This window comes from Chthoniobacter flavus Ellin428 (assembly GCF_000173075.1).
Taxonomy (GTDB): domain Bacteria; phylum Verrucomicrobiota; class Verrucomicrobiia; order Chthoniobacterales; family Chthoniobacteraceae; genus Chthoniobacter; species Chthoniobacter flavus.
The window spans coordinates 238,083-260,485 of the sequence record NZ_ABVL01000003.1 but is presented as its reverse complement, the minus strand read 5'-3'; the positions used below and the strand labels follow the sequence as shown (position 1 = coordinate 260,485).

General features: G+C 61.9%; 35 protein-coding genes. 15 read left to right on the top strand and 20 right to left on the bottom strand.

The genetic code is table 11. The features are described 5' to 3' along the window. Window position 1: 1 nt before the first annotated feature. The gene (locus CFE428DRAFT_RS06535; protein WP_006978687.1) at window positions 2-1,363 is read right to left on the bottom strand and encodes a phage tail tape measure protein; all 1,362 of its coding nucleotides are present in this window, start codon (window positions 1,361-1,363) and stop codon (window positions 2-4) included. Window positions 1,364-1,427: 64 nt separating this feature from the next. Between CFE428DRAFT_RS06535 and CFE428DRAFT_RS06530 the strand changes: the two genes are divergently transcribed. Beyond that, entirely contained in the window at window positions 1,428-1,643 is a 216-nt protein-coding gene (locus tag CFE428DRAFT_RS06530; RefSeq protein ID WP_042724522.1) for a hypothetical protein, read from the top strand. A gap of 33 nt (window positions 1,644-1,676) precedes the next feature. Next, window positions 1,677-2,639 (top strand): hypothetical protein, encoded by a 963-nt coding sequence (locus tag CFE428DRAFT_RS06525; RefSeq protein ID WP_006978686.1) that lies wholly within the window; start codon window positions 1,677-1,679, stop codon window positions 2,637-2,639. A gap of 12 nt (window positions 2,640-2,651) precedes the next feature. Here CFE428DRAFT_RS06525 and CFE428DRAFT_RS06520 read toward each other — a convergent pair whose 3' ends face one another. The 19 genes from CFE428DRAFT_RS06520 to CFE428DRAFT_RS06425 form a co-directional block, all read right to left on the bottom strand. Further along, the gene (locus CFE428DRAFT_RS06520) at window positions 2,652-3,317 is read right to left on the bottom strand and encodes a hypothetical protein (RefSeq protein ID WP_006978685.1); all 666 of its coding nucleotides are present in this window, start codon (window positions 3,315-3,317) and stop codon (window positions 2,652-2,654) included. After that, a complete protein-coding gene (locus tag CFE428DRAFT_RS06515) occupies window positions 3,307-3,513 on the bottom strand; it encodes a hypothetical protein (protein WP_042724521.1) in 207 nt (68 codons plus the stop codon). Before CFE428DRAFT_RS06515 ends, CFE428DRAFT_RS06520 begins: the two co-directional genes overlap by 11 nt. Window positions 3,514-3,521: 8 nt before the next feature. Then, complete coding sequence (locus CFE428DRAFT_RS06510; RefSeq protein WP_006978684.1) at window positions 3,522-3,971, bottom strand: hypothetical protein; 450 nt, start codon at window positions 3,969-3,971, stop codon at window positions 3,522-3,524. Next, window positions 3,968-4,411, bottom strand: a complete 444-nt coding sequence (locus CFE428DRAFT_RS06505) for a hypothetical protein (protein WP_006978683.1) — start codon at window positions 4,409-4,411, stop codon at window positions 3,968-3,970. Before CFE428DRAFT_RS06505 ends, CFE428DRAFT_RS06510 begins: the two co-directional genes overlap by 4 nt. A 2-nt stretch (window positions 4,412-4,413) precedes the next feature. After that, window positions 4,414-4,746, bottom strand: coding sequence for a hypothetical protein (locus tag CFE428DRAFT_RS06500; protein WP_006978682.1), 333 nt, complete (start codon window positions 4,744-4,746; stop codon window positions 4,414-4,416). A 3-nt stretch (window positions 4,747-4,749) separates the two neighbouring features. Next, window positions 4,750-4,959 carry a hypothetical protein gene (locus tag CFE428DRAFT_RS06495; RefSeq protein ID WP_006978681.1) on the bottom strand — a complete coding sequence of 70 codons (210 nt, stop codon included), beginning with the start codon at window positions 4,957-4,959 and terminating at the stop codon, window positions 4,750-4,752. Then, window positions 4,956-5,363, bottom strand: a complete 408-nt coding sequence (locus CFE428DRAFT_RS06490) for a hypothetical protein (RefSeq protein WP_006978680.1) — start codon at window positions 5,361-5,363, stop codon at window positions 4,956-4,958. Before CFE428DRAFT_RS06490 ends, CFE428DRAFT_RS06495 begins: the two co-directional genes overlap by 4 nt. Window positions 5,364-5,365: 2 nt before the next feature. Next, entirely contained in the window at window positions 5,366-5,674 is a 309-nt protein-coding gene (locus CFE428DRAFT_RS06485) for a hypothetical protein (RefSeq protein ID WP_006978679.1), read from the bottom strand. 927 nt (window positions 5,675-6,601) lie between these two features. Then, window positions 6,602-7,495, bottom strand: coding sequence for a hypothetical protein (locus tag CFE428DRAFT_RS06475; RefSeq protein ID WP_006978678.1), 894 nt, complete (start codon window positions 7,493-7,495; stop codon window positions 6,602-6,604). 12 nt (window positions 7,496-7,507) lie between these two features. Further along, on the bottom strand, window positions 7,508-8,029 hold the full coding sequence (locus CFE428DRAFT_RS06470) for a hypothetical protein (RefSeq protein WP_006978677.1): 522 nt from the start codon (window positions 8,027-8,029) through the stop codon (window positions 7,508-7,510). A 19-nt stretch (window positions 8,030-8,048) separates the two neighbouring features. Continuing rightward, complete coding sequence (locus CFE428DRAFT_RS33115; RefSeq protein WP_131989764.1) at window positions 8,049-8,846, bottom strand: S49 family peptidase; 798 nt, start codon at window positions 8,844-8,846, stop codon at window positions 8,049-8,051. Window positions 8,847-8,914: 68 nt separating this feature from the next. Continuing rightward, a complete protein-coding gene (locus CFE428DRAFT_RS06460) occupies window positions 8,915-10,357 on the bottom strand; it encodes a phage portal protein (protein WP_006978675.1) in 1,443 nt (480 codons plus the stop codon). Continuing rightward, on the bottom strand, window positions 10,354-10,608 hold the full coding sequence (locus CFE428DRAFT_RS06455) for a hypothetical protein (RefSeq protein WP_006978674.1): 255 nt from the start codon (window positions 10,606-10,608) through the stop codon (window positions 10,354-10,356). Before CFE428DRAFT_RS06455 ends, CFE428DRAFT_RS06460 begins: the two co-directional genes overlap by 4 nt. Before the next feature lie 2 nt (window positions 10,609-10,610). Beyond that, entirely contained in the window at window positions 10,611-11,300 is a 690-nt protein-coding gene (locus tag CFE428DRAFT_RS06450) for a glycoside hydrolase family 75 protein (protein ID WP_006978673.1), read from the bottom strand. Between the two features lie 9 nt (window positions 11,301-11,309). Then, window positions 11,310-11,540: a hypothetical protein gene (locus CFE428DRAFT_RS06445; protein ID WP_006978672.1), complete on the bottom strand. Its 231-nt coding sequence runs from the start codon at window positions 11,538-11,540 to the stop codon at window positions 11,310-11,312. After that, on the bottom strand, window positions 11,537-12,448 hold the full coding sequence (locus CFE428DRAFT_RS35445; protein WP_042724519.1) for a terminase gpA endonuclease subunit: 912 nt from the start codon (window positions 12,446-12,448) through the stop codon (window positions 11,537-11,539). Before CFE428DRAFT_RS35445 ends, CFE428DRAFT_RS06445 begins: the two co-directional genes overlap by 4 nt. Next, entirely contained in the window at window positions 12,445-13,374 is a 930-nt protein-coding gene (locus CFE428DRAFT_RS40740; protein ID WP_042724518.1) for a phage terminase large subunit family protein, read from the bottom strand. Before CFE428DRAFT_RS40740 ends, CFE428DRAFT_RS35445 begins: the two co-directional genes overlap by 4 nt. Then, a complete protein-coding gene (locus CFE428DRAFT_RS06430; RefSeq protein ID WP_006978669.1) occupies window positions 13,371-13,964 on the bottom strand; it encodes a hypothetical protein in 594 nt (197 codons plus the stop codon). Before CFE428DRAFT_RS06430 ends, CFE428DRAFT_RS40740 begins: the two co-directional genes overlap by 4 nt. Window positions 13,965-14,012: 48 nt before the next feature. After that, window positions 14,013-14,231, bottom strand: coding sequence for a helix-turn-helix transcriptional regulator (locus tag CFE428DRAFT_RS06425; RefSeq protein WP_006978668.1), 219 nt, complete (start codon window positions 14,229-14,231; stop codon window positions 14,013-14,015). 67 nt (window positions 14,232-14,298) lie between these two features. Here CFE428DRAFT_RS06425 and CFE428DRAFT_RS06420 point away from each other — a divergent pair, with 67 nt between their 5' ends. From CFE428DRAFT_RS06420 to CFE428DRAFT_RS06370, 13 genes are all read left to right on the top strand, one after another. After that, a complete protein-coding gene (locus CFE428DRAFT_RS06420; protein ID WP_006978667.1) occupies window positions 14,299-15,105 on the top strand; it encodes a ParB/Srx family N-terminal domain-containing protein in 807 nt (268 codons plus the stop codon). Continuing rightward, window positions 15,020-15,739, top strand: a complete 720-nt coding sequence (locus CFE428DRAFT_RS06415; RefSeq protein ID WP_042724517.1) for a hypothetical protein — start codon at window positions 15,020-15,022, stop codon at window positions 15,737-15,739. Before CFE428DRAFT_RS06420 ends, CFE428DRAFT_RS06415 begins: the two co-directional genes overlap by 86 nt. A gap of 156 nt (window positions 15,740-15,895) precedes the next feature. After that, entirely contained in the window at window positions 15,896-16,318 is a 423-nt protein-coding gene (locus CFE428DRAFT_RS06410) for a hypothetical protein (protein ID WP_202797372.1), read from the top strand. Continuing rightward, window positions 16,318-16,446 carry a hypothetical protein gene (locus CFE428DRAFT_RS40315; protein ID WP_006978664.1) on the top strand — a complete coding sequence of 43 codons (129 nt, stop codon included), beginning with the start codon at window positions 16,318-16,320 and terminating at the stop codon, window positions 16,444-16,446. The genes CFE428DRAFT_RS06410 and CFE428DRAFT_RS40315 overlap by 1 nt, the downstream gene beginning before the upstream one ends. Window positions 16,447-16,704: 258 nt before the next feature. Further along, window positions 16,705-16,947 (top strand): hypothetical protein, encoded by a 243-nt coding sequence (locus tag CFE428DRAFT_RS06405; protein ID WP_042724516.1) that lies wholly within the window; start codon window positions 16,705-16,707, stop codon window positions 16,945-16,947. A 129-nt stretch (window positions 16,948-17,076) separates the two neighbouring features. Next, the gene (locus tag CFE428DRAFT_RS06400) at window positions 17,077-17,958 is read left to right on the top strand and encodes an ATP-dependent DNA ligase (RefSeq protein ID WP_006978661.1); all 882 of its coding nucleotides are present in this window, start codon (window positions 17,077-17,079) and stop codon (window positions 17,956-17,958) included. A gap of 136 nt (window positions 17,959-18,094) precedes the next feature. Beyond that, on the top strand, window positions 18,095-18,451 hold the full coding sequence (locus tag CFE428DRAFT_RS06395) for a hypothetical protein (protein WP_157447443.1): 357 nt from the start codon (window positions 18,095-18,097) through the stop codon (window positions 18,449-18,451). A 48-nt stretch (window positions 18,452-18,499) separates the two neighbouring features. Next, window positions 18,500-19,114 (top strand): hypothetical protein, encoded by a 615-nt coding sequence (locus tag CFE428DRAFT_RS06390; RefSeq protein ID WP_006978659.1) that lies wholly within the window; start codon window positions 18,500-18,502, stop codon window positions 19,112-19,114. A 37-nt stretch (window positions 19,115-19,151) separates the two neighbouring features. Then, window positions 19,152-19,811, top strand: a complete 660-nt coding sequence (locus CFE428DRAFT_RS06385) for a class II glutamine amidotransferase domain-containing protein (protein ID WP_006978658.1) — start codon at window positions 19,152-19,154, stop codon at window positions 19,809-19,811. Between the two features lie 21 nt (window positions 19,812-19,832). After that, a complete protein-coding gene (locus CFE428DRAFT_RS06380; protein WP_006978657.1) occupies window positions 19,833-20,426 on the top strand; it encodes a hypothetical protein in 594 nt (197 codons plus the stop codon). Window positions 20,427-20,428: 2 nt separating this feature from the next. Beyond that, window positions 20,429-20,587 (top strand): hypothetical protein, encoded by a 159-nt coding sequence (locus tag CFE428DRAFT_RS37045; RefSeq protein WP_006978656.1) that lies wholly within the window; start codon window positions 20,429-20,431, stop codon window positions 20,585-20,587. Between the two features lie 55 nt (window positions 20,588-20,642). Further along, window positions 20,643-21,260 (top strand): ATP-binding protein, encoded by a 618-nt coding sequence (locus CFE428DRAFT_RS06375; RefSeq protein ID WP_006978655.1) that lies wholly within the window; start codon window positions 20,643-20,645, stop codon window positions 21,258-21,260. A 210-nt stretch (window positions 21,261-21,470) separates the two neighbouring features. Continuing rightward, window positions 21,471-22,403 carry an ATP-binding protein gene (locus CFE428DRAFT_RS06370; RefSeq protein WP_006978654.1) on the top strand — a complete coding sequence of 311 codons (933 nt, stop codon included), beginning with the start codon at window positions 21,471-21,473 and terminating at the stop codon, window positions 22,401-22,403.

Genomic DNA, 22,403 nt, shown 5'->3' with positions numbered 1-22,403 from the left:
CTTAGCCGAAAACCGGCATCGGCGTCGGTGGCGCAACCGGTGGTTTATCGAGGAGCTTTTTCACGTCGCGAAGCAGCCCGGTCTGCGTGCTCAATTCGCGCGTCTGCCGCTGTGCCTCACGCAGCATCGGGTCACCCGTGCTGTAGCTCGCGCGTCCGCCGCCGCCGATTTTCTGCAAGGCGGACACGGACGGCTTCTTCTTGGCGTCGAGTTCCTCGTCGTACGCCCCGGTATTCTCCGGGCGCGGTTTCGCGTCCGCGCGCGATTTTTCGGAGACGCTTTGCACGCGCGCCATGACCCCGTCGATGGCGTCCTCCATGTGTTGCTGCCACTCGCTCGTGTCGATGGCGGTGTTGCCCTTGCCGAAACCTTCGCCCAGCGCTTTGCCGATATTGGCCACCGCGTCGCGCATCCGCTCGGCGGCCTTGTCGACCGCAGGCGTGAGCAAGTCGGCGCCAGCGTCTCGATTGTCCTGCCCGGCGTCTCGGAAGCATTGTGCGGTCTGCCGGATCGATTGCGCGGTGTCCCCCACCTTGTCGCCGACGAGCGGCACTTCCTTCAGGTAATCGAGGAGCTTGGCGACACCTTCGAGCAGGAAAGCGATGAAACCTTGCGCGATGCCGAGCAGCGCCTTGCCCATGCCCACCCAGAAATCGGCCGTGGTCAGGATTTCAAAGAGGGCAATGGCGTTCTTGATCGACTCGGAAAAGGCCTGCCAGAGCGCCTGGGCGACAGCCATGATGGCCCCCGCGAGAAAGTTCACGGCGTTGGCGAAGGCGATCTTCGCCGAGGTGAAAAGGATGTCGCCGATCTTTCCATCGGCGAATGCCTGGACAATGAAAGCCACGGCTTCGCCCGCCATTTGACCCCAGCTCGCCAGATCCATCTTCATGAACTGATCGAGCAGTGGTTTGAGCACCGGGGCGACCTGATCGGCCACGCCAACCCAGAACCCGCGCACCTTAACCCCCGTAGCGTTGAGTTTGTCGCTCACGTCATGGAAGAGTGTCGCGTCACGCCCGAGAATCTGCGCCTGGGAACCGACCTGCTCGGCGGCTTCCTCAAACCCGTTGGAGGCAAACACCGCGAGCATCTCTGCGCCGTTGCGCCCGAAAATCTCCATCGCCATGGCCGCGCGCTGCGATGGGTCTTTGACCTGGTTGATGGCCGCACCCAACGCCCGGAACTGCTCCGCGGGTGTCTTGTGTTTGAGAGCGTCGAGGTTCAAGCCGAGCTTCTCGATCGTTTCCGCGGCGGCATCGCCGTGGACGGACTTGGCCATCTTGGCGAAGACAGGCCCGAGGTCCTCCGCCGACTTTCCTGCGTTGGCGAATTCCTGCTGGAGCACGACAAGATCGCCCACGGCCCACGCCGGTATTGGCCGAGAGTTCGCTTAGCTTGTCCCCAACCTCGAACGCTCCACGCAGGTGCTCGAATCCGGTGGCCACGAGATGCGATACGGACTGAACGGCCACCCAAGCCCCGGCGAATTTCGCCACACGCTCTTGGAGGGCGAGCATCCGCTGGTTGATGCGCACGAGCGCCGCTCCCAGGCGGCTGTCGTCGGCATCGAATACGGCGGTGGCTTTCGGCATGCCTGCCGCGCCGCGTCAACGCAAACATCTCGCATTCTCAAGGCGTGACGAGCACTCGCCAACAATGACATCATAAGCTGGATGGACATTTCCAAAGCGAACACTGAGCCGTTTTACGCCTTTCATCGGTTCCACGAGTCCTTGAATCGTCTGGTGAAAACGATCGCGGGATCTCTCGCATTCACTGAACGTTCGGTCGGCACTGGCCATGTGGGTAGTAAGCTGCTCTCAGCACTAATCGAGGGCGCAGGCGAACCGTGGGGCGGACTGAATCACTACGACCCGCAAAAGGAACTGGCAGATGCCACGCTTTTTTTCGTCGAGATGGCCATTGTCCGTGTTGATTCCGCCATGGAGGACTTTTTAGTATCGACTGATGCCGAAATGAGTCGTTGGGTGGCGCATCGCAGTCACGGCAAAGAACAACGGAAAGCGACTACTGTGGTGAATGAAGCGGCTGACGACTATTCTACACTTCCACTAGTGAAACTATGGAATGCTTGCGGCTGGAAATCGAAACCCACCGAAGAGCTTGTTGCCGTCTATCAGTTCTTTCACCGCGCCAGAAATTGCATCGCGCATCGCAATGGACGTATGACTGGCGAACTCGCCAAATCTCTCAGCGATCCTGACTTTGCGAAGAAGTGGAAGAAAGTGAATACGCCTCGGGGAACGCCATCGATGCCGCTGCCTAATATTTCGGGCGATCGAGTAATCCTGCGTCCGCGCGACGTCATTCTATATTCTGGTGTTTGTAGAAAATTGGCTGCCGAAGTTAGCTCACTTCTGCTCAACGACATGGGTGAAAAAGGTCTCCTGTATATGGCTGCCTATCACTCGTTGCTGACGGATAGTCCAACTCCTTGGGGGAATTCGGCTCGAGGTCCTGAAGCGGTCGTTAACTGGGCGCTCACTCACAGGCTTCATGCAAGAGACGTATCTGCTAGCAAAACAATCGCGTCCCTGAAAAGCGCCGGGTTGTGGGAACGTTGTCGCGACCGATATAGACTGCTCGCTCCGAAGCTAAAGATTCGGGCGGCTTAGGATGTTAGCAATCTACTTCCAACCCGCTCGTCTCAAAGCACGGGTCAAAAGGAACTCCGCTTTCCGTTCCATCTTTGCCGCCTGGATCCCAATGGCCGATTCGACCCGCCGCACGTAGTCGGCCACGTTGGTCACGTATTTCACGGAGTTGGTCAGAGTGATGCGAAACTGCCGGATCGAGTTCACAACACTCATTGCGCCGCGCCCGTCGCCCTGGCGTGAAACCCACGCGGGCACTTTCGCGCCAAGTTTGTCCGCGCCCGCATTCCAGCCCCCGGCGAGCTTACCGACGCGCGCGAGCAGTTCGCGCTGCAACGCTCGCAGCGCCGAGGCCTCGACCGGATACGGGTGCTTGAGATTACGCGGGTTGATGCGCCCGGTCCGCATGTCGCGCAGACGGTCATGAATCGCGCGCGGGTCTTGCAGGATCACGTTCTTGACCGCCCGCACGGCGATCATCACCCGTGCCAGATCGTATTTGATGGCGGCTTCGCCCGTCTTTTTCGCGGCGTTGCCGCGCCGGCCGCTCCCACCGGGCGGCGTGATTTCGATAACTTCTTTCACGAACCCCTTGGCGGCCTGCTCAGTCAGTTCCCGCCGAGATTTCTTGACCTGCGGCTGGAGCTTCTTAATGGCACGCTGGATCGGGCGCAGATCGAATTTTACATCAGCTTTCATGCGGCCTCCATCCGGTGAGCAACCGGTCGAATTGCGCGTCAGGCGCCGGACCAATCGGCACCGTCCATACGTCGTAGGCCCGCAGCGCGCAGTGCTGGTATTGCAGAAGTCGCGCGAGCGGCAGTTCCCAGAAGATGAAGTGCTCGGGCCACCCGGTTTCTCGCGCCAGTGTGAAGACGAAACTCGCCGTCCACACCGGCTCAATCAGTTTGGGGTTGGCTGAGTCTTCGACTCGTTCTGTCGTCCGCCTGGCCGGGCGTGGACTTCCACCTGCGCGGCCTCGATGGAAACGAGGCTCTGCTCAAGCTGGCTCATAGTCTCGAACATCGCCGCCACCGGCAGGTCCAGCTCAAATGGCAGCAGATACTCCTCCTCAAATGCCGCCCGATTTTCGCGAGCGATCTTCACGGCCTTTTTCACCACGCCCAGCGGCTGGGATTGAATGAACAGAAACGTCGTGAGCTGCCGTTGCTTGTCCTCGGCCGACATCGCCTCAAGCTCCTCCTTGGCGGCCCCAGTGATCATGGTGAGCCCGAGCGCACGGCAGAGCGTAAGTGTTCCAGCGGAGAACGGGCGCAGCGTGATACCGCCTGCGCACGGCGCGGGTTCGACGAACGTGTCGAGATTGGCTTGCGTTCTTTCGGCAGCGTTCATTTTTCGAGAGCGGTGAGAAGTTCCTGGCGGCGTTCCGGCGTCGCATCGAAGGGCACGAGCGCGAATCGACGGCCTTTACGGATGAGTGCGACCGGTGCGAGCCGGGCGACTTCCGCGCCGAGCAAGCTGGCGTTTTGGAACGCCGTCTTGATGTAGGCGAAGGGATGCTCCAGGTGTTGCGTCGTCCAGACCGGATCGTGCCAGGCGTCGATGAGTTTGCGCGTTTCAAACCGGCCGCAAATGCTCCGGGCCTTGAGGGTCCAAGTGACCAAACGGCGTTCGCCGGCTTCGACCAGCTCGCGCGTTTCCAGATACGGGCAATCGTCATCGAGTTGAACGCCGACTGCCGTGAGCGCCCCGACCAGGCGCAGGATATTGAGTGCGTCCGCTTCGGTGTTCACATCGGCGCGCAGGATGCAAAGTTGATCGCCTTTTTTCATGGTTAGCTCACGGCCTCGGCGTTCGGGTAATTCTTGAAGCTGTATTCCCAGCCGTCGAAATCCTCGTTGGTCTCGTTCTGCTTCACGTTCGTGATCACGGTCACGCCCGTGCTGCCCACGCCGGTCACGCCGGGGTCGCCGACGCCGGGTACCACCGAAAGTGTGCCGTGTCCCTTCACCGAGCCCTCGGTCATTTTGCGATAGGGCCGGACGCGGGCGATTTCGCCGTCGCTGCCCGCCAATTCCTTGACCTGCACGCTGTCGTCGGTCTCCACCGAGTCGATGAGCGCGCCTTCATGGCGCGTAATGCCGAATGATACGTCGCTGGCGGGCATGGCTTAGTTCTGGTTCGTGGTGAGTGCTTCGGCCAGAACGTCGGTGGGTGCCGGGGGAATGGCTTCCAGCGCCGCAATGATGGCGTCGAGTTCGCGCAGGCGTTGCTGATCGCCCGCCGAGCGCTTTTCGATCATGGCCTTTTCCTGCCGATGTTTGGTGAGGGTTTCCTGGATGGCGTTCACGGTTGCCTCGCTTTCGGTGTCAACGCTCATGCTGGCCCGAAGCCGAACCGATACTTGATCTTCGTGTTGAAACGGGCGTCGCCCACGGTGGGCTCGGTGCCGATTGGGGCATAGCCATAGATGTGCAGTTTTTCCGTCGCGTTCAGCGCGGCAATGACCGTGGCGCGATCCGCGAGGGCTGCGCGCACCGATTCCACGCGCTCGGCATGGGCATCGGCAGTCGTGTCGTGCGCCTCGCTTTCGATGATCACGTCCACTTCGCCCTTGAAAGCCAGGTCGGAGCCGGCAAGCGCCTCGGCCGTTGTGGTGCTGACCGTGAGCGCCGGCAGCTTGTGTTCTGCGTTTTCCTGGCCGGTGTAACCGTTGAGCGCCGTGAGCTGGGGCATTTGTTTGAGATACGCAAGCAGCGTATCGTCGAGAGCGTGGTCGATCATCGTTACTCCTTCGGTTCGGCCACGAGCACCAGCATTGGATACTGCGGATGGTCAGTGACGCGTGTGATGCGGTAGTCCGTTTCCTGGAATTGAATCGGATCGCCGATCTTCGGTTTCTCGTCCGTGAACGCCGCGCGCGGGATCTTCATCGTGCAATCGCCTTTGGCCACGAAGCCACCAAGCGCGAGTTCGAGGCTCAGCGGATTGTCGGTGACCAGAGCCTGGTAGGTCTGACCTTGCCACACGACGGGTTCGCCGGTGACAGCTAGAATCTCGGTGAGGGCGGCGGCTTTTTCATCCTGGAGCGACATGCTCCCGCGCGGATGTCAAAGGCGGCGGCGCTCCAGAATTGAAGTCCGAGCGCGGCTTTGCGGTCGTCTTACTTCTGCACTATAAAGAGTGCCACAATCTTGAATCCATCTTCCCAATCTTGCGCGCTTTGCGGGAGATCCGCAAAGCTATGCCGATCACACATCTTGCCCGATTTGGCCTACAAGGCGGTGCTTGATCCTACGGTTCATCCTCGCATGGTTGTCGTTCGTGATCTTCAATCAGGCCGGATCTCGGACACGACGCATCAGACTGGCTTTTGGGAGCGTCTGTTGTGCGAAAATTGCGAAAGGCGCTTTAGCAGGTACGAACAGTATGCGTCTGAGAGCGTGTTGAGCGTCGTGCTTCCTCTTCCTCAGAAGCCAGAGGACAGAATTGTCACTCTCCGTGGTCTAGATTACCCTCGGCTAAAGCTCTTTTTGTTGTCACTTTTATGGCGCGTAGGAGTTGCGAAAGGTGCATTTTTTCGATGTGTCGATCTTGGGCCTCACGAGGAAATCATGCGACGCATGTTGGACAAAGAAGACCCAGGGGAGCCCGATGAATACGGATGTTTGGTAGCGCCCTTTTTGCCTGAGCCGGAAATCGACGTGCGCCAGCTACTTTCGCAGCCTTTCAGCACTAGAACTGAGGGACACAACGGCTGTCTGCTGACGTTTCGCGGATTCGCGTTTCAATTCTTTATTTCACGTCACGCCATCCGCCCTGGAGTCGCCGGCTCTTTCTTAAATCGCAACGGGGAAGTTAGAATGCTCTGGTCGCGGATCGGTGCTTTTCAACCGTTGCGCATGCTATGGAACCGAAGCGTACATGCGATTCGTCGGGAGGCGGGCGCGGTTTAAGAAATAACCCCGCTGCCGTTTCCAGCAGCGGGGCTTTTGCAACCACCGAAATGTTTCGTGCCGCGCTTACGGCTGAACGATGCGCTGGATGCCGTTCGCGACGGCAGGCATGAAGCCGTAGAGGCATTCCACTGTGACGAAGATCCGGTTGGATTGAATCTCCGTGAAGCGCAGGTAGCCGAAGGTGAGGCCCGTCTCGGGATCGGTGACCGCGCCCGATTCATCGTAATCGGCGACCGGCGGAAGGTAGCGCATCGCGACGGCCATGCCGCTCGGGTGCGAGGCGAAGCCCACAAGCTTTTCTCCGTTGTCCGGCAGGATGACCGTCTCATACATGTCGAATCCAGCGAGGCGGCGGATCTGCGCCTCGACCACGCCGGGCTGTGCGACCGGCTGGATGAAGCTCTTCGCCACCACATCGTCGCCGAGCAGATTGGTGTAGTAGGCGCCATCGAGCACTAGGCCGCGATCCGTCACGGGCATCTTCGCGTTGCTGCACGCACCGCGGATGGCGAGCACCTTCTTGTAGTCGAAATTGGCGGCAGCAACCGCGGGAATGGCGGGATTGCCGAAATTGGCTGCGGTGATCGTCGAGAAGATGTCCTGGAGAACATCGGTCGCGAGCTGCTTGACCGCGCTGGAAACCAGCGTTTCAAGGACATTGAGCGCCGTCTCGCTTGCCTCCCGCGCCGTGACGTGGATCGTCTTGAATTTGTGCCGGTTCAACTGCACCGGGATTACCGTGACCGTGGAATCCGGGTTGCCCGTGTAGCTGTCGACGAAATCGCTGGACTGGGACGGAGCGCCCACGACGGGCACCCGCACGGTGTCGAGCTTATCGGCGGGTTCGGGCGAAAAGTTGGTCGAAAAGGCGCGCAACGGCAGGAGCGCAGCCATCCACGGCTGGAGCGCCGTTTGCGCGACCTTGATGTCATTTACATTGGTGAGTGTGTTCGGCATGGGAGTGGTCGGTTACTTGGCGTTGAGGATCTGGGTGCGCTGTTGGGCGGTGAGGGAGCGCCAGAAGGTGGTTTGCTCCTTCGGGTCGGTGATGGCCTTGAACCGGGTGAGCAGAGCTTCGGCCTCGGCATCGCCCCGGGGCGTGACGGGCACGGGCTGCGGACTGGCGGCGCCGTAGTGCTCGGCGGCGATACGCTCAGCGGTCTTGGCGTTGGCCTTGAGCGTTTCGATCTCGCTGGTCAGCGTGGTGATTTGTTCCTTGGCCTTGGCCAGTTCCTCGATCGTGTTTGCCGTGGAGGTAAGTGACTGTTTGGCGGCCACCAGGTCGCGGGAAAGTTGGTCGCGCTGTTCGGAGAGTTCCTGATTGGCCAGGGTGAGTGCGTCGGATTCCTTGGTGAACGCCGTGACTTTCGTCCGCAACTCGTCCGATTGCCGGGCCGCCTCGGTGAGCAGCGTGCTGCTCGCCTGGGCGTCGGCTTCGAGTTGCTTGACCCGTGCGAGGGCGTCTTCGAGTTGCTCGTCGAGAGTTTTCATTGTTTCCCGGCGTTCGCTGTCAACTCACATGCCGCGCCTGCATCTTGGTCAGCACCGTGGCGCGATCCAGCATGACCCCGGCGGTGAGGGAATTCTCAAACGCTTTCTGCCCCGAGAAATCCTGCCCTTCCATCGCGGCGGGATCGATGGCACGGCCACGGGCCAGCACCGCCGCCTGAAATTCGCCATTGATCTCGTCGATCATGGACTGGAGCCAGGTGCGCTGGTCGTCGGTCAGCGCCACGCCCGGCACGCCGACACTCTTGTATTTGCCGGCGGCAAAGAGATCGACCTTCAGCCCCTCCTGCTTGAACGCCTCGGTCTCATCCAGCATCGGGAGTAGCACCCCGATGGAGCCGACCCGCGCGCTGGGCGTCGAGAAGATTACATCGGCCTGTGACGCGATCCAGTAGGCCGCGCTGCACATCTGCCCGTCCGAGAACGCATAGACGTATTTGGCTCTTGAGAGCGCCGCCACCGCGGCCGCGAGCTCGGGCGTGCCGGTGACGGTGCCGCCAGGCGAGTCGATGTCCAAAAGAACCGCCTGCACATCTTCGCGGTCGCCAGCCTCGTTGATAGCCTCGCTGATTTCGTCCATGTCGGCCGCGCCGAGCAGTACGCGCGAGAAAATATCCGGGCGCTTCATCAGCACGCCGGTGATCGGGATGATGCCGATGCCGTTCTCGATTTGCAGAAGATCGGAGTCCGGCGGCTCAGCCGGCGGATCGCTGAAGAGGTCGCAGGCCCGGGCCGCCCGGCGCATTGCAGCGTGAGCCTCGGGCGTGATGAGCCAGGGCTGATGGTAGAGGGAGTGCAAGAGCTGGGTCACGTCCCACGCCGTCTGTCAAAAACAGGGAGATAATCGTGCCGAAACGATTATCTCGCTTATCGCGCAACGCCCGAAGGCGGCGGGTCGTCGCTTTCGCCGACAGCGGGCGTTGCGGCGGTGCCGCCATCCGGGTTCCAAAGCATCTCCAGCGGAATGTCGTATTTCTTGGCCAGATCGAGCAGCGCCCGAGCGTTCTGCGCGCGAATCTCCATTTCCTCGGCGAAGTCCATGCCCTGTTCCGCGAAATGTTCCTCGATGGTTTTTAAGCCGGTTTCCACGTCCGCCCGGTTTTGCTGCGCTTCGCGGCCCGCATCGACGGTGATGCGCCGCGGCGTAGTGAATGCGACCTTCGTCCAATTCACGACCTCGGGCAGACGCTTCGTGGCGATGGCGTCGCCGATGACAAAGAGCCACACCGGCTTGAGGAACCGTTCGATGAGGATGAGTTGCCGATAACTGAACCGGCGGTCGGCTTTAGCGACGACGAGTCGCACACCCGCGCCGCCGACCTTGCTCGAATCCGCCGCAAACTCGTACGGGATGTGGCCAAGCGCGGAATCCCGCCGCAGATATTCGAGGAATCCGGTGAAGGTCGGGCTTGGCCGGTTCGATTGAAAGCTGTCCAAGGATTCGCCGGGTTTGAGCGCCACGAGTTTGCCGCCGACGATCCGTTGCAACGCGCTCGGCTCGGTTGCCGCCGGGTCGACGTTTCCCGGCTGCCGGATCGTGAAGTCTCCGTCCTCATCGAGATCGCCGCGCTCGGTTTTGAGCACCCGCGCCACGTCGGCGTTGTCTTTGACCGCGTGTTTCTCCAGGGCGATTAGCTCCATTTCATCCAGGAGATGATTGACCGAATGCTGCAAGGTCGGCGCATTGCGGACGCCGGTCACATTCTCCGGTTCGAAGACGTGGAGCATCAACGGCGCGGGGATGTCCTTGAACCCTCCGCCATCGAGCAAGATCCGGTAGAATGCGGGCGCGCCGTAGGCATCGAACTCGATGCCATCTTCTGTATTACCCTGCTCGGCATCCCCGATCCGGTGCGATTCGATAAGCTGGAGCTTTGCCGCCCCAAGGGCGTCCCGCGTCTTGAGGAGGAAGTATTCACCGTCCACGTCCATGCCGCGGCAGACGAGCGACTGGCATTCCGCGAACGAGAATCGCTGGGTGATTTCACACCGCGCTGCCCAGCGTGCAAAGTATTCATGGGCGGCTTTGTTCCAATTGGCATCCGCAGAAAGCGCCTGCGGCTTGATGCCGTCACCCGTAGCGTAGATGGCCATGCTGCCGACCAGTTCGCGCACGAACCCGGAATTCTTGTGCAGGTAGCGCGAGCGGCGGACCAATTCCCGGCGCGGCCCCGACGAAAGGTCGAGCTTCGCGTCGCGTGGAAAGAACCCCGGCACGCGCGCGCGGCGCGGCGAGTAATTGGCTCCCTCATACGGGCTGAACCACGCGCGCGGCAGAATCGCACGCGCCAATTTGAGCAACGGGTTCATTTCGGGAGAAAGCCGAAGACCGCGCTCGTGTCGACGCGCGCCCGTTTTCCATAGACCTCGGGGGCAAGTTTCTTGAGCGCGATCTGGCAGGCCTCGATGATCGCGTGGATCTCGTCGATCCGGCGTTTGGTGATGGTCGAACCCGACTCCTGCCAGGCCGCAAGCGCGCGCTTCAGTTCTGCTTTCTGCGCGGCCAGAATCTCCTCCACCTCTTCACGGGTGAAGCCGATGGAGTAATCGGGAGCGGCCATGCTTATGCCGATGGGCTGTGGAGTTGGGCGAACAGCGCGAACGCGCGCGCTTTGATGAGCATCTCGGCGTTGTCCGGAGTCAGCGCGGAACCGATGGCGGAACCGGGGAAGACAAAGAAGAGCACATCCTGCTCGATGCTCGCATCGTGAATGCGGCGGCAACTGCCGTCGGGATTTCGCACCGCACACGGGTCGGGCGCGGGTGGATGAAACGCTTCATGCACGCGGATCGAGCCTTCCCCGATCTTGTGGCTCGGCCCGAGATCGCCGCAGATCGCTGCGGTGAGAATGTCGCGATAGATGACGACAGCGAGATCGCCGATCGAGAGGCCCGTAGCGGCACGGAAGACGCCGAGGGGGAGAACGATGAAGGGATGCCGCTCGCTGGAGAGCGGGCAACCGTTCGGAAAATGAAACGACGTGTCGTTCTGGCCGTCGAGCGGGTCGAGTTGCGTGCCACAGCGGCGGCCGGGGTCGGCGGCAACACCGTCGGCATCGATGGCGAGCTTGGAACTCCAGGAAATCACGCCGCTCGGGAAGCGGAGGATCGCTTTGCATTGGCTCGGATCGCTTTGGCTGTCTTGGCGATCAAACGTATCGAAAAGCGATTGGCAAAAGCCGGCCACGGGCGTGGCGACGCTGAAATCAATGCCGCCAAGTGTGGCGGCGGAGGCAGGCGGGACGGTGAACATGGCGCGCGATCAGCGGACGGTTTTGGGGTCGCGAAACTCGAGAGTGTTGCGAATCTCGCCGCCCACTGAATCGGTGGCCGGGTCGTAGGTGCCCTGGACGTCGACAGTGTCGGATTTGACCTTCGAGCGAAATTCGCGGTCGAGGGCGCTGCCGGCGCAGCCTCCGAGAAGTCCCACCGCGACAATCGCCAGGAAACCGAGGGTAAGTTTGAGCGGATAAAAGAAAGAGTCGTGTTTCATGCCGACTCCGCCGCGTCAACTGCGGCTCCTTCCTTCACGGGTTCGGCACTCACCGATTCGCGGCCGATCAGCTTGAGCATCGTGGCCGCTACCGCCTGGAGACACTCGGCATCCCAGTAATGATTCGGCCGCTTGCCGACCCGTTCCCATATCCATTTGCCGCCCTTTTTCACCCGGCGTTCGCTTTCCATCTGCGCGAGATACTCGTCGTCGATGTCGTCGGGCACCTCCCAGGTCGCGCCCCGCTCCGGGTCCTGGTTGCGCCGCAGTCGGGCCAGCGTGTCCTTAAGGTTCAGGTTGCTCCAGTAATGGACGTAGCAATGGCTGGCGTGCCCGAGGACCACCTTGCGTCTCGGCGAGTAGAACCGCTGCACGGACTTCCCTGTTTTGGTGCGGTGGACGAACGTTGGCCGGCGGTCGCCCATGAGCGCAACCCAGCCGCGTTTGCCGCATTCCCTATACACGTCGTAGGTCGCGTAGCCGGCATCGAGAAAGACGAGGCTCGGATGAATGCCGAAGCGCATTTGCAGCGCCTCCACATCGTCGAACGTGAGGAGCCGTTCATTCCAGATCAGTCGCGATGAACCATTGGCGCTCCACGAGCGCACCACGGCGAACACATGATCCATCTGGCAGTCCACAGTCAGGATGCGCAGCGGAGCGGCGATGTCGCCCGGCTCGAAAGGTGCCGCCACGAGCTGGCCACGGCCGTTTACGCCGGCTTCGTCCTCCCAGAGTTCGCCTTTGCGGTAACCGCCTCGCGTGATCTCCAGCTTGTAGTCCTCTTCGTATTCACGCCACGGAAACGCCAGCCTCTTCTGGTAAAATTGCTTGAGCGCGCTGATGTCGCCGCGCCGGGCAATGGCCTTGGCGCGCAGATACAGCTCCGCCAGAGCGCCCCAGCTCATCGCGGAAATGCTGTTCCAGTGGAAGCCGACGCTTTCTTTCGCGGCGCGTGGGTTCTGTGGGATGAAGCGACCGTTGGCGTTGAGTTCACGGCGCGTGCGGTCGCTATCGTCGAAGTAGTGGTTGCAGGAGGCGCAGCGCATCGCCGCCGTCCGCCGTACTTCCGCGTAGTCCCATTCTCCCTGGTCATCACGCGCCGATTTGGACCACTCGATTTGTTCCCACGACCACGGCTGCCGCGTGCCACATTTCGGGCATTGGAACGTCCCACTCCCGCATGTCGGTCGTCTCGAATTTCCGATGCGTATCGTCGTTTTCCTCGCCACCCTGCGACATGAAAGATGCACTTGCCCAGCCAGCCCGAATGCGGTGACGCGCGCCCTCGGCCCTCGGCCATGTGACCGAGAAAGCCAGCGCCATGTTTCATCGCCCGATAAAGCCAGCGAATCGACCGGCGCTGAAGATTCGTCTTGTTGTGCGCACCGAGCACCCAGAGCGTCATGCCATTGCGGAAATGGATCGTGGTGTTCCGCTTCTTGTGCCGGTCACCGGGAAAGAGCGCCCGCACTGGCGCGCAATCCTCGAAAAGCTTGTGCAGACGCGATTCCGCCTGGTCTTTGGCGTCGTCGTCCGTCTGGTCGAGCCACAGCGCTGGGCCTGGGAGATTCGCGATGATGTGGCAAAGCCCGATCTCGCCCACGCTCGTCTTGCTCGATTGAATCGCCGCGATGATGAAGACGAGCCGGACCTTGGGATCGACGATGGCCTCGAGCGGCTCGCGGATCTGCGGGGAGTTGTCCGAGCGAAAGCGGCCCGGAATCGGCGAGTACGGGATCGAACCGATGTGTTCCTCGGCCCACGCCCACGGCGGTCGGCGATCCGGAGGCCGCCATGCCTCGCGCCAGATGGCGACAAGCTTCTCGTTCATTCCGCGTGCAGCACTGCCAGCACTTCGTCGATGGCTTTGCGGCACTCCTCCTGGATGCCGGTGGCGTCGAGGCCCGAAAGGATCGGCGGCAGCTCGTTCTCGAACTTGCGGCGCAGCAACGCAGTCGCCTGGCCGACGAGATTCGTCCAGTCGCCACGCACCTGCTCAACGGAAATGAACTCGCCGCGTTTCACCGCTAGCCGCAATTCCCGCTCCTCGACCTCGGCGAGAAGTTTCCGCGCCCTGAGCGCCTGCTGGATGTCCGGGGTTTCCTCGCCGCCTTTGAGCCCGCGCTGACGCATGAATTCCTTCCATTTCGCCACGTCATGCAGGCCGTTTGATTCGGGCTTCGGCGCATCCTCGAATTTCTTCCAGCCGTTGATCGTCTGGCGGGTGACCTTCAGCGTCTCGGCCAGCTCGACGAAATTGCGCACGTAGGCGGGGCCGTCACCGCCGGCGCCCGCCGCCAGCGACTGCAACATCGCGCGTTCGGCGCGGCTAATCTTCCCGCCCGCCTGCACTCGTTTGACGAGATTGGCGAAGTCGCGGTTGAGGAGTTTCTTGGCTACGTCCGGCGGAATGGCGTCCATGCGCCCCGCCGTGCGTCAACACACGATAATCGTGCCGAAACGATTATCTCACTTTCCGCGCTTGTGCCGCCGCGCCGATTTCGCATTCGGCTCCTGAATGATCTTCAGCATGGCGCTGAGTCCGAAGCCCTGCGGCATCGCTCGCTCCTGTTCCCAATTCTCCAGCGACCGCCGCGAAACACCCAGCCGGTCCGCCGCTTCCTGCTGCGTGTAGGCGTTATCCTTGCGCCACGCGACGAGCGTCTCCTTGAACTTTTTGTGCTTCATCGCCGCCCAATGTCCGCAGGTAGCGTAGTTCGGTCAAGGCGGGCCGCTTTGACACGCGGCGGGCATCGTGAAAGTCCACTGCGCCCACAACGCCCTCGTCGATCCAGCGACCCTCAAGCCGAACCCGGCCAATCCGAATCGCCACAGCGCGCATCAGATTCAGCTTCTCGCCTCCATCATTCAGGAGCAGGGCTGGCGCGGACCGATCACTGTCAGCAAACGCAGCGGCATGATCGTGCGCGGCCACGGACGCCTGGAGGCCGCGCTGCTCATGGGCGCGGAGAAAGTGCCGGTGGATTATCAGGACTACGCGAGCGAGGCGGAGGAACTCGCGGACCTGCTCGCCGACAACCGCCTCTCGGAACTGGCGGAGCTGGATGAAGACGATCTCAAGCGTGTGATCGAAGCCATCCGTACGAGCGACCCTTCGTTCGACGTGGAACTCACGGGTTTCATGGAAGATGAGATCGCCCGGCTCTACGACGAGAAGCCGGAGGATGACGTGGAAACGGTGCCGCGGATGGAGATCCAGGCGTTCGAACATCACGACTATCTCGCATTTTTTTTCCACGATCTCCGCGACTGGATGCTCGCACTCCAGCTCCTCGGTGTCCGCGAAGTGGATTTCTCGATCACCCGCAAAACCAAAAAGATCGGCCTCGGCCGTGTGCTCCATGGAAAACGTCTCCTCGAACTCGCCCGCAAAGCCGCTGCGGCCAGCGGAAATCAACCGTCTCTCCCCGAAGGACTGGCCGGAACTGACCCCACTGAGCCTGCGCCTGGTGATCATGTCCCGCAGCCGCCCACGGGCGATCACCAGCCATCGCCTGTTCCCGACGGCGACGCTCGTCGTCCCCGAAAGCGAGCGGGCTGATTACGCGCACGTCACGCTGGAGACGGTCACGATTCCCGACGAAGTGACCGGAGTCAGCGCCGTGCGGAATTGGATCCTCGCGCACTTCACCGAAGGCGCCATTGTGATGCTCGACGACGACATCACCGCGTGTGTCTGCATGGTGTCGCTGCGCTGCCGGAAGCTCTCGACGGACGAAACGCTGGCCATGCTGGAAAACAGCGTCTACTGTGCGCGCGGCGCCGGGGCGCGATTGTTTGGGTGGCATCAGCGCAGCGATCCGCGGCTGCTCCAGCGCAATGATCCGTTTGGTGTTCACCATTGGGTCGGTGGGGCAGTTGGTGTCGTGCGTGATGCGAGCGGCGGCGTGCCAAGATGGGATGAATTGCTCAAGTGCAAGTGTGACATCGACGCCACGCTCGAAGAACTGATGATCAATCGTCTCGTGTTCAACGAGGCCCGTTTCTGTTTCGTGCAGGAGCGGGACAAAAACCTCGGCGGCAATTCGCTCTTCCGTTCCGCCGATCGCATTGCGGCTGAGAAACGGTACCTCAAGCGGAAATGGAAGGCCCACATCCGGTTCGAGAGTTACCAGAGCCAGGACAAGACCGCGATTGACGTGCACCGGCGCCAGTCCTTCAGCCTCGATGCGTAGCGCGATGCAAATGGAGCTATTCCGCGATGGACACCACCCGGGCCGGACGACGAGGAGGAAGGAATGTCCTCAAACCCATCGTCCGACCGCTCGCGGCACCCCTCAACACCCTCCTTTCTTTTTGGCCTCACGTTCTTGGCGAACGAAAATCAAGACATGCGATTCCTAACCAAACGCGGGTATGAATTTGGCGAGGTTTCCTCGGCGATGCAGAAGGCTATTCGCCGGGGAGATACTCGTCTTGCGGGTTATTGGGCACTGGAACTGTGGGCCAGCGGTTACGGCAATTATGTCTGGAAGCGACTACTCACGGTTTCGGCGGAAGATTGCTGGGGCATCCTGACCCAAGAGGTGAAGGCTCTGCACGACAGCTACGCGGTCGTGAACGCCAATGTGCCGGCGAAGCAGCCGAAAGGCCGCATCTTTATCAGCAAGGCCGTGATCCTACTGTGCGCGGCGAAGAAGAATCGCGACGCCGACCATTTGCAGAACTTCGTCTATGACCAGATGGCCGGCCTCGATGCGGATAAGCTCGCCGGCGACCTACTCAAGGGCGGGCGCGAGAAGATTCCCGAATAATGCCTTTCGACTGCCACACGCAGAAGGGCCGCAAGATGGGCAAGACCAAGGCCGAGTTTTTCCGCGATGAGCAGGCGGCACTGGAACCATTCCAGCCGGGGCTGTTCGACGATATTATCGACGACTGATCTGTGCGGCTGCGGGCAATATCACCATACCACCCGCGGGCGCTGACTCTTTTGCCGCTGTCCAAATCGAAGGGCAATTTCGGGTGATAAACGAGCGGGCAACTTGCCGGCACATTTTCCGCAAATGGCGTAGGCTGCCAGCAGGATTCCGGCTCGCCTTCATCTTTCGCGCCAACCGAAGGGCGCTCGAAAACATGGTGGAAAATAAGGAGAAGCAAACGGATGGACTCCGCGAGGGGCGGCGGACGAGGCAAGGCCATGTATATGCAATCCACCACCGCCCAAGCCGGCAGGCGCACTGAATTTGTCGGCACCTTCATTAAAGCCTCGGGCGCTACGCGCACGATGCGCTTTGTCACCTCGCCGGAAAAATTGCGCGGCGGCGGGCTGATCACCGTTTTCGACGTGGAGAAGCGCAGCCTGCGCAAGTTCAACCTCGCCACGCTCGTCGGCCGGCTGAGCGCGGTCACGACGGACGGCCAGCTCTCCTTTTGTGCGTGAACTACGCAGTCCGCGTATGCCGTACAAAATCCTCCGCCGGTTGATGCGCGCCATTTTCGCGGAGTCGCTCGCCGAACTCGGCGTGTTCCTCCGCAGCCTAGACCAGAAACCAAAACCAGGAACCAAACGATGAACCACATCACCAAGCCGATGCTCGCCGGAAAGTGCGAGCGCCCCGATGCCCTGAGCTTCCCCGTGCTCGCCACGCCGAAGCTCGACGGCATACGTTGCCTGAAGATCAACGGGCGCGCCCTGACGCGCTCGTTCAAGCCCGTTTCCAACCGCTTCACGCGCGGCTGGATTGAAGCGAACCTACCCGACGGCCTCGATGGCGAGCTGGTCGTCAACGGGACCACGTTCAGTGAAACCGCCGGTCACATCGGGCGCGAGTCCGGGGAGCCGGACTTCACCTTCGCCGTGTTCGATTACGTGAGCGACGGCGTGGACGTGCCCTATGCCTGCCGGATGCAGGAACTCAAGCGGCTGCCGCAGTTCGCACACGTCGAGAAAGTCTTGCCGGTTGAGATTCGCGATGCCGCGCAGCTCGCACACTACGAGGAAGACTGTCTCGCAGACGGCTACGAGGGCGTAATGATCCGCACGCCGGAATCGCCCTACAAATGCGGACGCTCGACCGAGCGCGAGGGCTGGTTGCTAAAGATCAAACGGTTCGAGGATGCGGAAGCCGTGGTGCTCGACACCTACGAAGGCATGAGCAACCTGAACGAGGCGCAGCGTGACGCCTTCGGGCGCACCAAGCGCAGCTCGGCGCAGGCGGGCAAGGTGGGCCGGGGCGAACTCGGCGGATTCATCGTCAAGCTCGTCGATTCGGACGTGGAGTTCCGCTTGGGCTACAACCACGTCCTGGGCGGCGTTGATCGTGTGACGCTGTGGCATCAGCGGGAGTCGCTGATTGGCCGGCTGGTGAAGTTCAAGCATCAGCCCAGCGGCGCGAAGGAAGCGCCGCGTTTCCCCAAGTTCGTCGGGTTCCGCGAGGCATGGGACCTGTGAACAAAATGGCCGCGAGCGTTAGCAGGCTTTTTGAACTTCATCTTTCGCGCCAACCGAAGGCCGCTCCGCAAAATGGTGAAAAATATGGCGATCACTTCGGCTTCCCGTTCGCGGGCCGTCTGAACGAGGCAAGGGCATGTCTGCAACCACCATCCCAAGCCATGCGCAAAAACTACGCACTCCGCGTAGTCTGCGGAAACCCGAGGACGTTGAAGCGATGAACATCCGCTTCGGCGTTGAACTTGAAACCAAAGTGCCGCGTACGTGCGGGCTCGCCGTCGGCGGCTATCACGCCGGTTATCCGGTGAGGAGCGCCCGTGCGACCAACGGAGAGACTCTCACCGCGCCCACCTTTAACGGTGCGACGTGGCGGGCTGATCGCGACGGTTCCATCACCTGTGAGCCGGGCGAGATGCCCTGCGAGTTTGTTTCGCCTATCCTCCACGGAACCGAGGGCGTTGAGGCGCTCTGGCCAGCTTCATCGATTGGATGACCGCGATCGGCGCGACCCGTCGATACCTCGTGCGGTGTACATATCACCGTGGGCATCGAGTCGGTGATCGGCAGCCAGGAGGCGGGCAAGGTGAGCGAGTTTGTCCGGAAGCTCGCGCACATCGCCCAGTGGCACGCCATGTCGCTCTATGGCCAGACGGGCACCGGACGCCACCTGAGCCGCTACAGCCACACGCTTGCTGCCGATGTCGAGCGCCACATGAGGAAGATCGTGAACACGAGCAGCGTCGCGGACAAAGAAGCCGCGGCAGTGGCCTGCGGGCGCGGAATGTTGAACCTCCAAAAATCCTTTCGGATGCGCGGCGACGAGTATGTGGGCGCGGTGGAGTTCCGCGTGTTCGCTGGCACCACGAGCCTCGAGAAGGTGCTGCATCACTTGGCGACGGTGCTTGGGCTCTGCCGCCGGGCCGCCCAAGTCCAGTGCCTTGGCGCGTTTCGCAAAAACAAGCTGCAAGCCAAGCGGACGGCCACCGCCGAGAGCGCGATGCATTTTCTCTGGGATTACCTCGGGTGGACCGGCGGCGCGCGGCCCTGCGCGCTGGGACTGTTCGGCCGGCTGCACCGCGATTTCCCCAGCTACGGCCCGGAGGCGCTACGCCTCTGCCGCAAGTTCGATGAGCGCTACCCGGAGGCCCGGCTGTGAACCCCGCCTTTCTCAATCCTCAGCCCATCCATTTCCCATGTGTGTCGTCCTGATCTGCCCGCCCAAGCAACGCCCTGACCTGACTGTCCTCCGCGCGTGTCACGCCGCCAATCCGCACGGAGCGGGTGTGGCATGGCGCGAGAAGCGCCGCATTCACTGGGAGAAGTCGCTCACGCCCGGGGAAGTGAACCATCTGATTCAGCAGGTGCCGGGTGAAGTGGTCATCCATTTTCGGTGGGCGAGTGTTGGTGGCGTCGAGCCGCTGCTCTGCCATCCGTTTCCCGTGACCGCAGAGGCGGCGCTGGGCTATGAGGGTGTGTGCAAATCGGTGCTCTTCCACAACGGCACATGGGGCAACTGGGAAGCGGCGTCGGAAGTCATCGGCGACCTTGAAGGCCCGATGAGCGACAGCCGCGCGGTGGCCGCGCTCGTGCATCACAAGGGAACGAAGCTGCTCAAAAAGCTGCCGGGGCGTTGGGCGGTGATGACGGACAAGGAAATTGAACTCTATGGCGACTGGCAGCCGTGGCGCCGCTTCCTCGTCAGCAACACTAGCTTTCTGCCCTACCTCACCGCGAGCGCGGGGCGCGCATCTTTTTCGGCACAAACTCCGCAGTCTGCGGAGCCGCGTCGCAAACCGAATCCAACGGGAAACATGGGGCAGCTCCCGCTGGCACTCGGCAATCACCAAAGCTGACCCGCATCCACAGAAACCAAAATGAAGTTGTTCAAATTGATCGCCAGCAAGGCTGGCAAAGTCGTCTTCGATGATCGCATCGAGGCCGAGAATCCGCGGACGGCACGCGAGCAGATGAAGAGTCTGCTCGGGCTGCAGTCGCTCACCGGCGTGGTCTATTCGATCACGGAAATCCCCGTGGAACTGATCCGTGAGATCGTCGCCACCAAGGTGCTCGAAGTGATCGGCTCCCGCAGGAGCGGCTGCTCGTCCATCGACGTGAGCAAGATCGTCGGGGACGCGGCGAACGTCGCCGTGGCCGACCGGCTGCGCCCCATCGAGCAGCGTCTCGCCGCACTCGAAGGCCGACAGACCGCGGCCTCGACGAATGGGACTCACTCCCCATCCAGCCGTCGCTTCGACGCCTTCCAACGCGATTCCACGCGCTCCCGAGAGGCTGATACACCGGCCACTAACGGACGCAGCGCGGAGCCGGAGACGCCGCTGCCCGCGATGACGGATTGGCGGGCTGTGAAGCGGTTCTACAAGCACTGCCGCAGCCCGAAGCAGACGGCGGCGCACTTCGACCTGTCGATCAACACCGTGAAGGCACGCGTGCGCCGGGAGGGCTGGTAGCCGTGGTCACAGTCACTCGTTACGGCACGCGGCACTGGGCCGTTTGGCTCGACGGCGAACTGGTGGTGGTCGCGCTCTATAAAAGGGGCGCGGCCACCGTGGCCGAGAAGCTGCGCGAATTGGTGAGCCTGAAAGGAGGCGGCTATGCGGTTGCGGCTTAACTCAAGGAACGGCCACAAGCCTGCGCCACTGAAGCCAGAGCCCAGGCCTTCACCGATGAACTGGCGGCCGCAGTCGGCGGACGACCTGATCGGTCAGGCCCGTTCGGTGTGTGCAGCCCAGGCCTCGAAGGCGCGACGGGTGCGTGATGTGCGGAATGCGGCCTGCAAGCTCCTGCTCTACGGCCCGCCCGGCGTCGGCAAGACTACGGTCGCCGAACTCGTGGCGCGCGAACTGACCGGCACGGCGCTCGGGATTGAGAGCTTCAACGGTAAGGAAGTGACCGTCGATGCCGTGCGAAGTTGGATGGAGACGCTGCCTTACGGGTCGCTGTTCTCGAACTGGTCGGTGAAGATCATCAACGAGCTGGACCGCTGCTCAAAGGACGCGCAGGACATCCTCCTGACGTATCTCGATAAGCTGCCGCCCGGGAAAGCGCTGATCGGCACGAGCAACCTGCAGCTCGACCTGCTGACGGAGCGGTTCCAGACCCGGTTCCAGTCGATCAAGCTGACGGCGCCGGGCACCGAGGAAATCGCGGATTTCCTGCGGGCGCATTGGAAAGTGCCGCGCGATGTGGCCCTGCGTATTGCCGTCGGAAGCGGCGGCTGCGTGCGCGCGGCGATGGCTGATCTGGAGACGTGGCTCGATGTGGAAGGAGGCGGGCTGCTGTGAAAGAGACCCGATGCCGATACTGCGGCCGACCAAGCGAGGACGGGTCGGGAGTCTGCGCCCGTTGCGAGCGGACCTACGAAAAACGCCCGCGACTCACTTCTCGCGCCAAGCGCCAGGGCGTGAAGCAAAAGGCGAAAAATTTGGAGCCTATCAGCGATGGACTTCCGCGAGCGGCGCGAACGAGGACAAGGACGCAACCTTAAACCACCTATGCCTGAACACGAAGAAACCCTGCCACCGGATGCCGCGACCGCGGCAGACCATCGTAACCCGCGCCGCCGCAATAACGGCGCATCCAATGGCGAAGCGCCCGATCTGGGCGTGCTCGTCACCCCGCAGCCGCACCACGCGCTCGATGACCTAGTACTCCACGCGGACGTGCGCGAAGACATCGCCGCCGGCCTGCGCGCCATCCAGCGTCGCGCCGACCTCGAGGCCGTGTGGAGCATCAGCCGCCTTCAGCCGCAGGACGGCCGCTGCATCCTGAACTTCCACGGCTCGCCGGGCACGGGCAAGACGCGCGCCGCTCTCGGCGTAGCGCTGTGGCTCAGCCAGCCGCTCTATCAAGTGGACTACAGCGCGGTGATCTCGAAATACCTCGGCGACACGGCCAAGCACATCGCCGCGTGTTTCAAGCGGGCGAGCGAACTCGGCGCAGTCCTGTTCTTCGATGAGGCGGATTCGCTGCTCTCCCGCCGTGTGAACATCGGGGAGAGCTGCGCGACCTCGATCAATCAGAACCGCAATGTGCTGATGCAGGAACTCGACCGGTTCAACGGCGTGGTGATTGTGACGACGAATCTGTTCGGCAATTACGATCCGGCGCTGCTCCGGCGCATTTCACGCCACATCAAGTTCCGGCTGCCGGACAAGGCGATGCGCCGGCGGCTCTTCGAGCTGCACCTGCCGAACCGCGAGCGCGTGTTCGCCGACCTGAACATCCTCGCCACGGAATCGAAGGGGCTGTCTGGCGGCGACATTTTGAACGTCTGCCTGAACGCGATCTTCGCGGGCTCCACGGCGGACGACCCGCAGCGGTGGAAGGTCACCGGCACGGCCCTGATCGCCGAAGTTGCCAAGGTGAAGTCCGCCCACGCCGATCACCGCACCACTTTTTGCCGTGAAGCTACGCAGTCCGCGTAG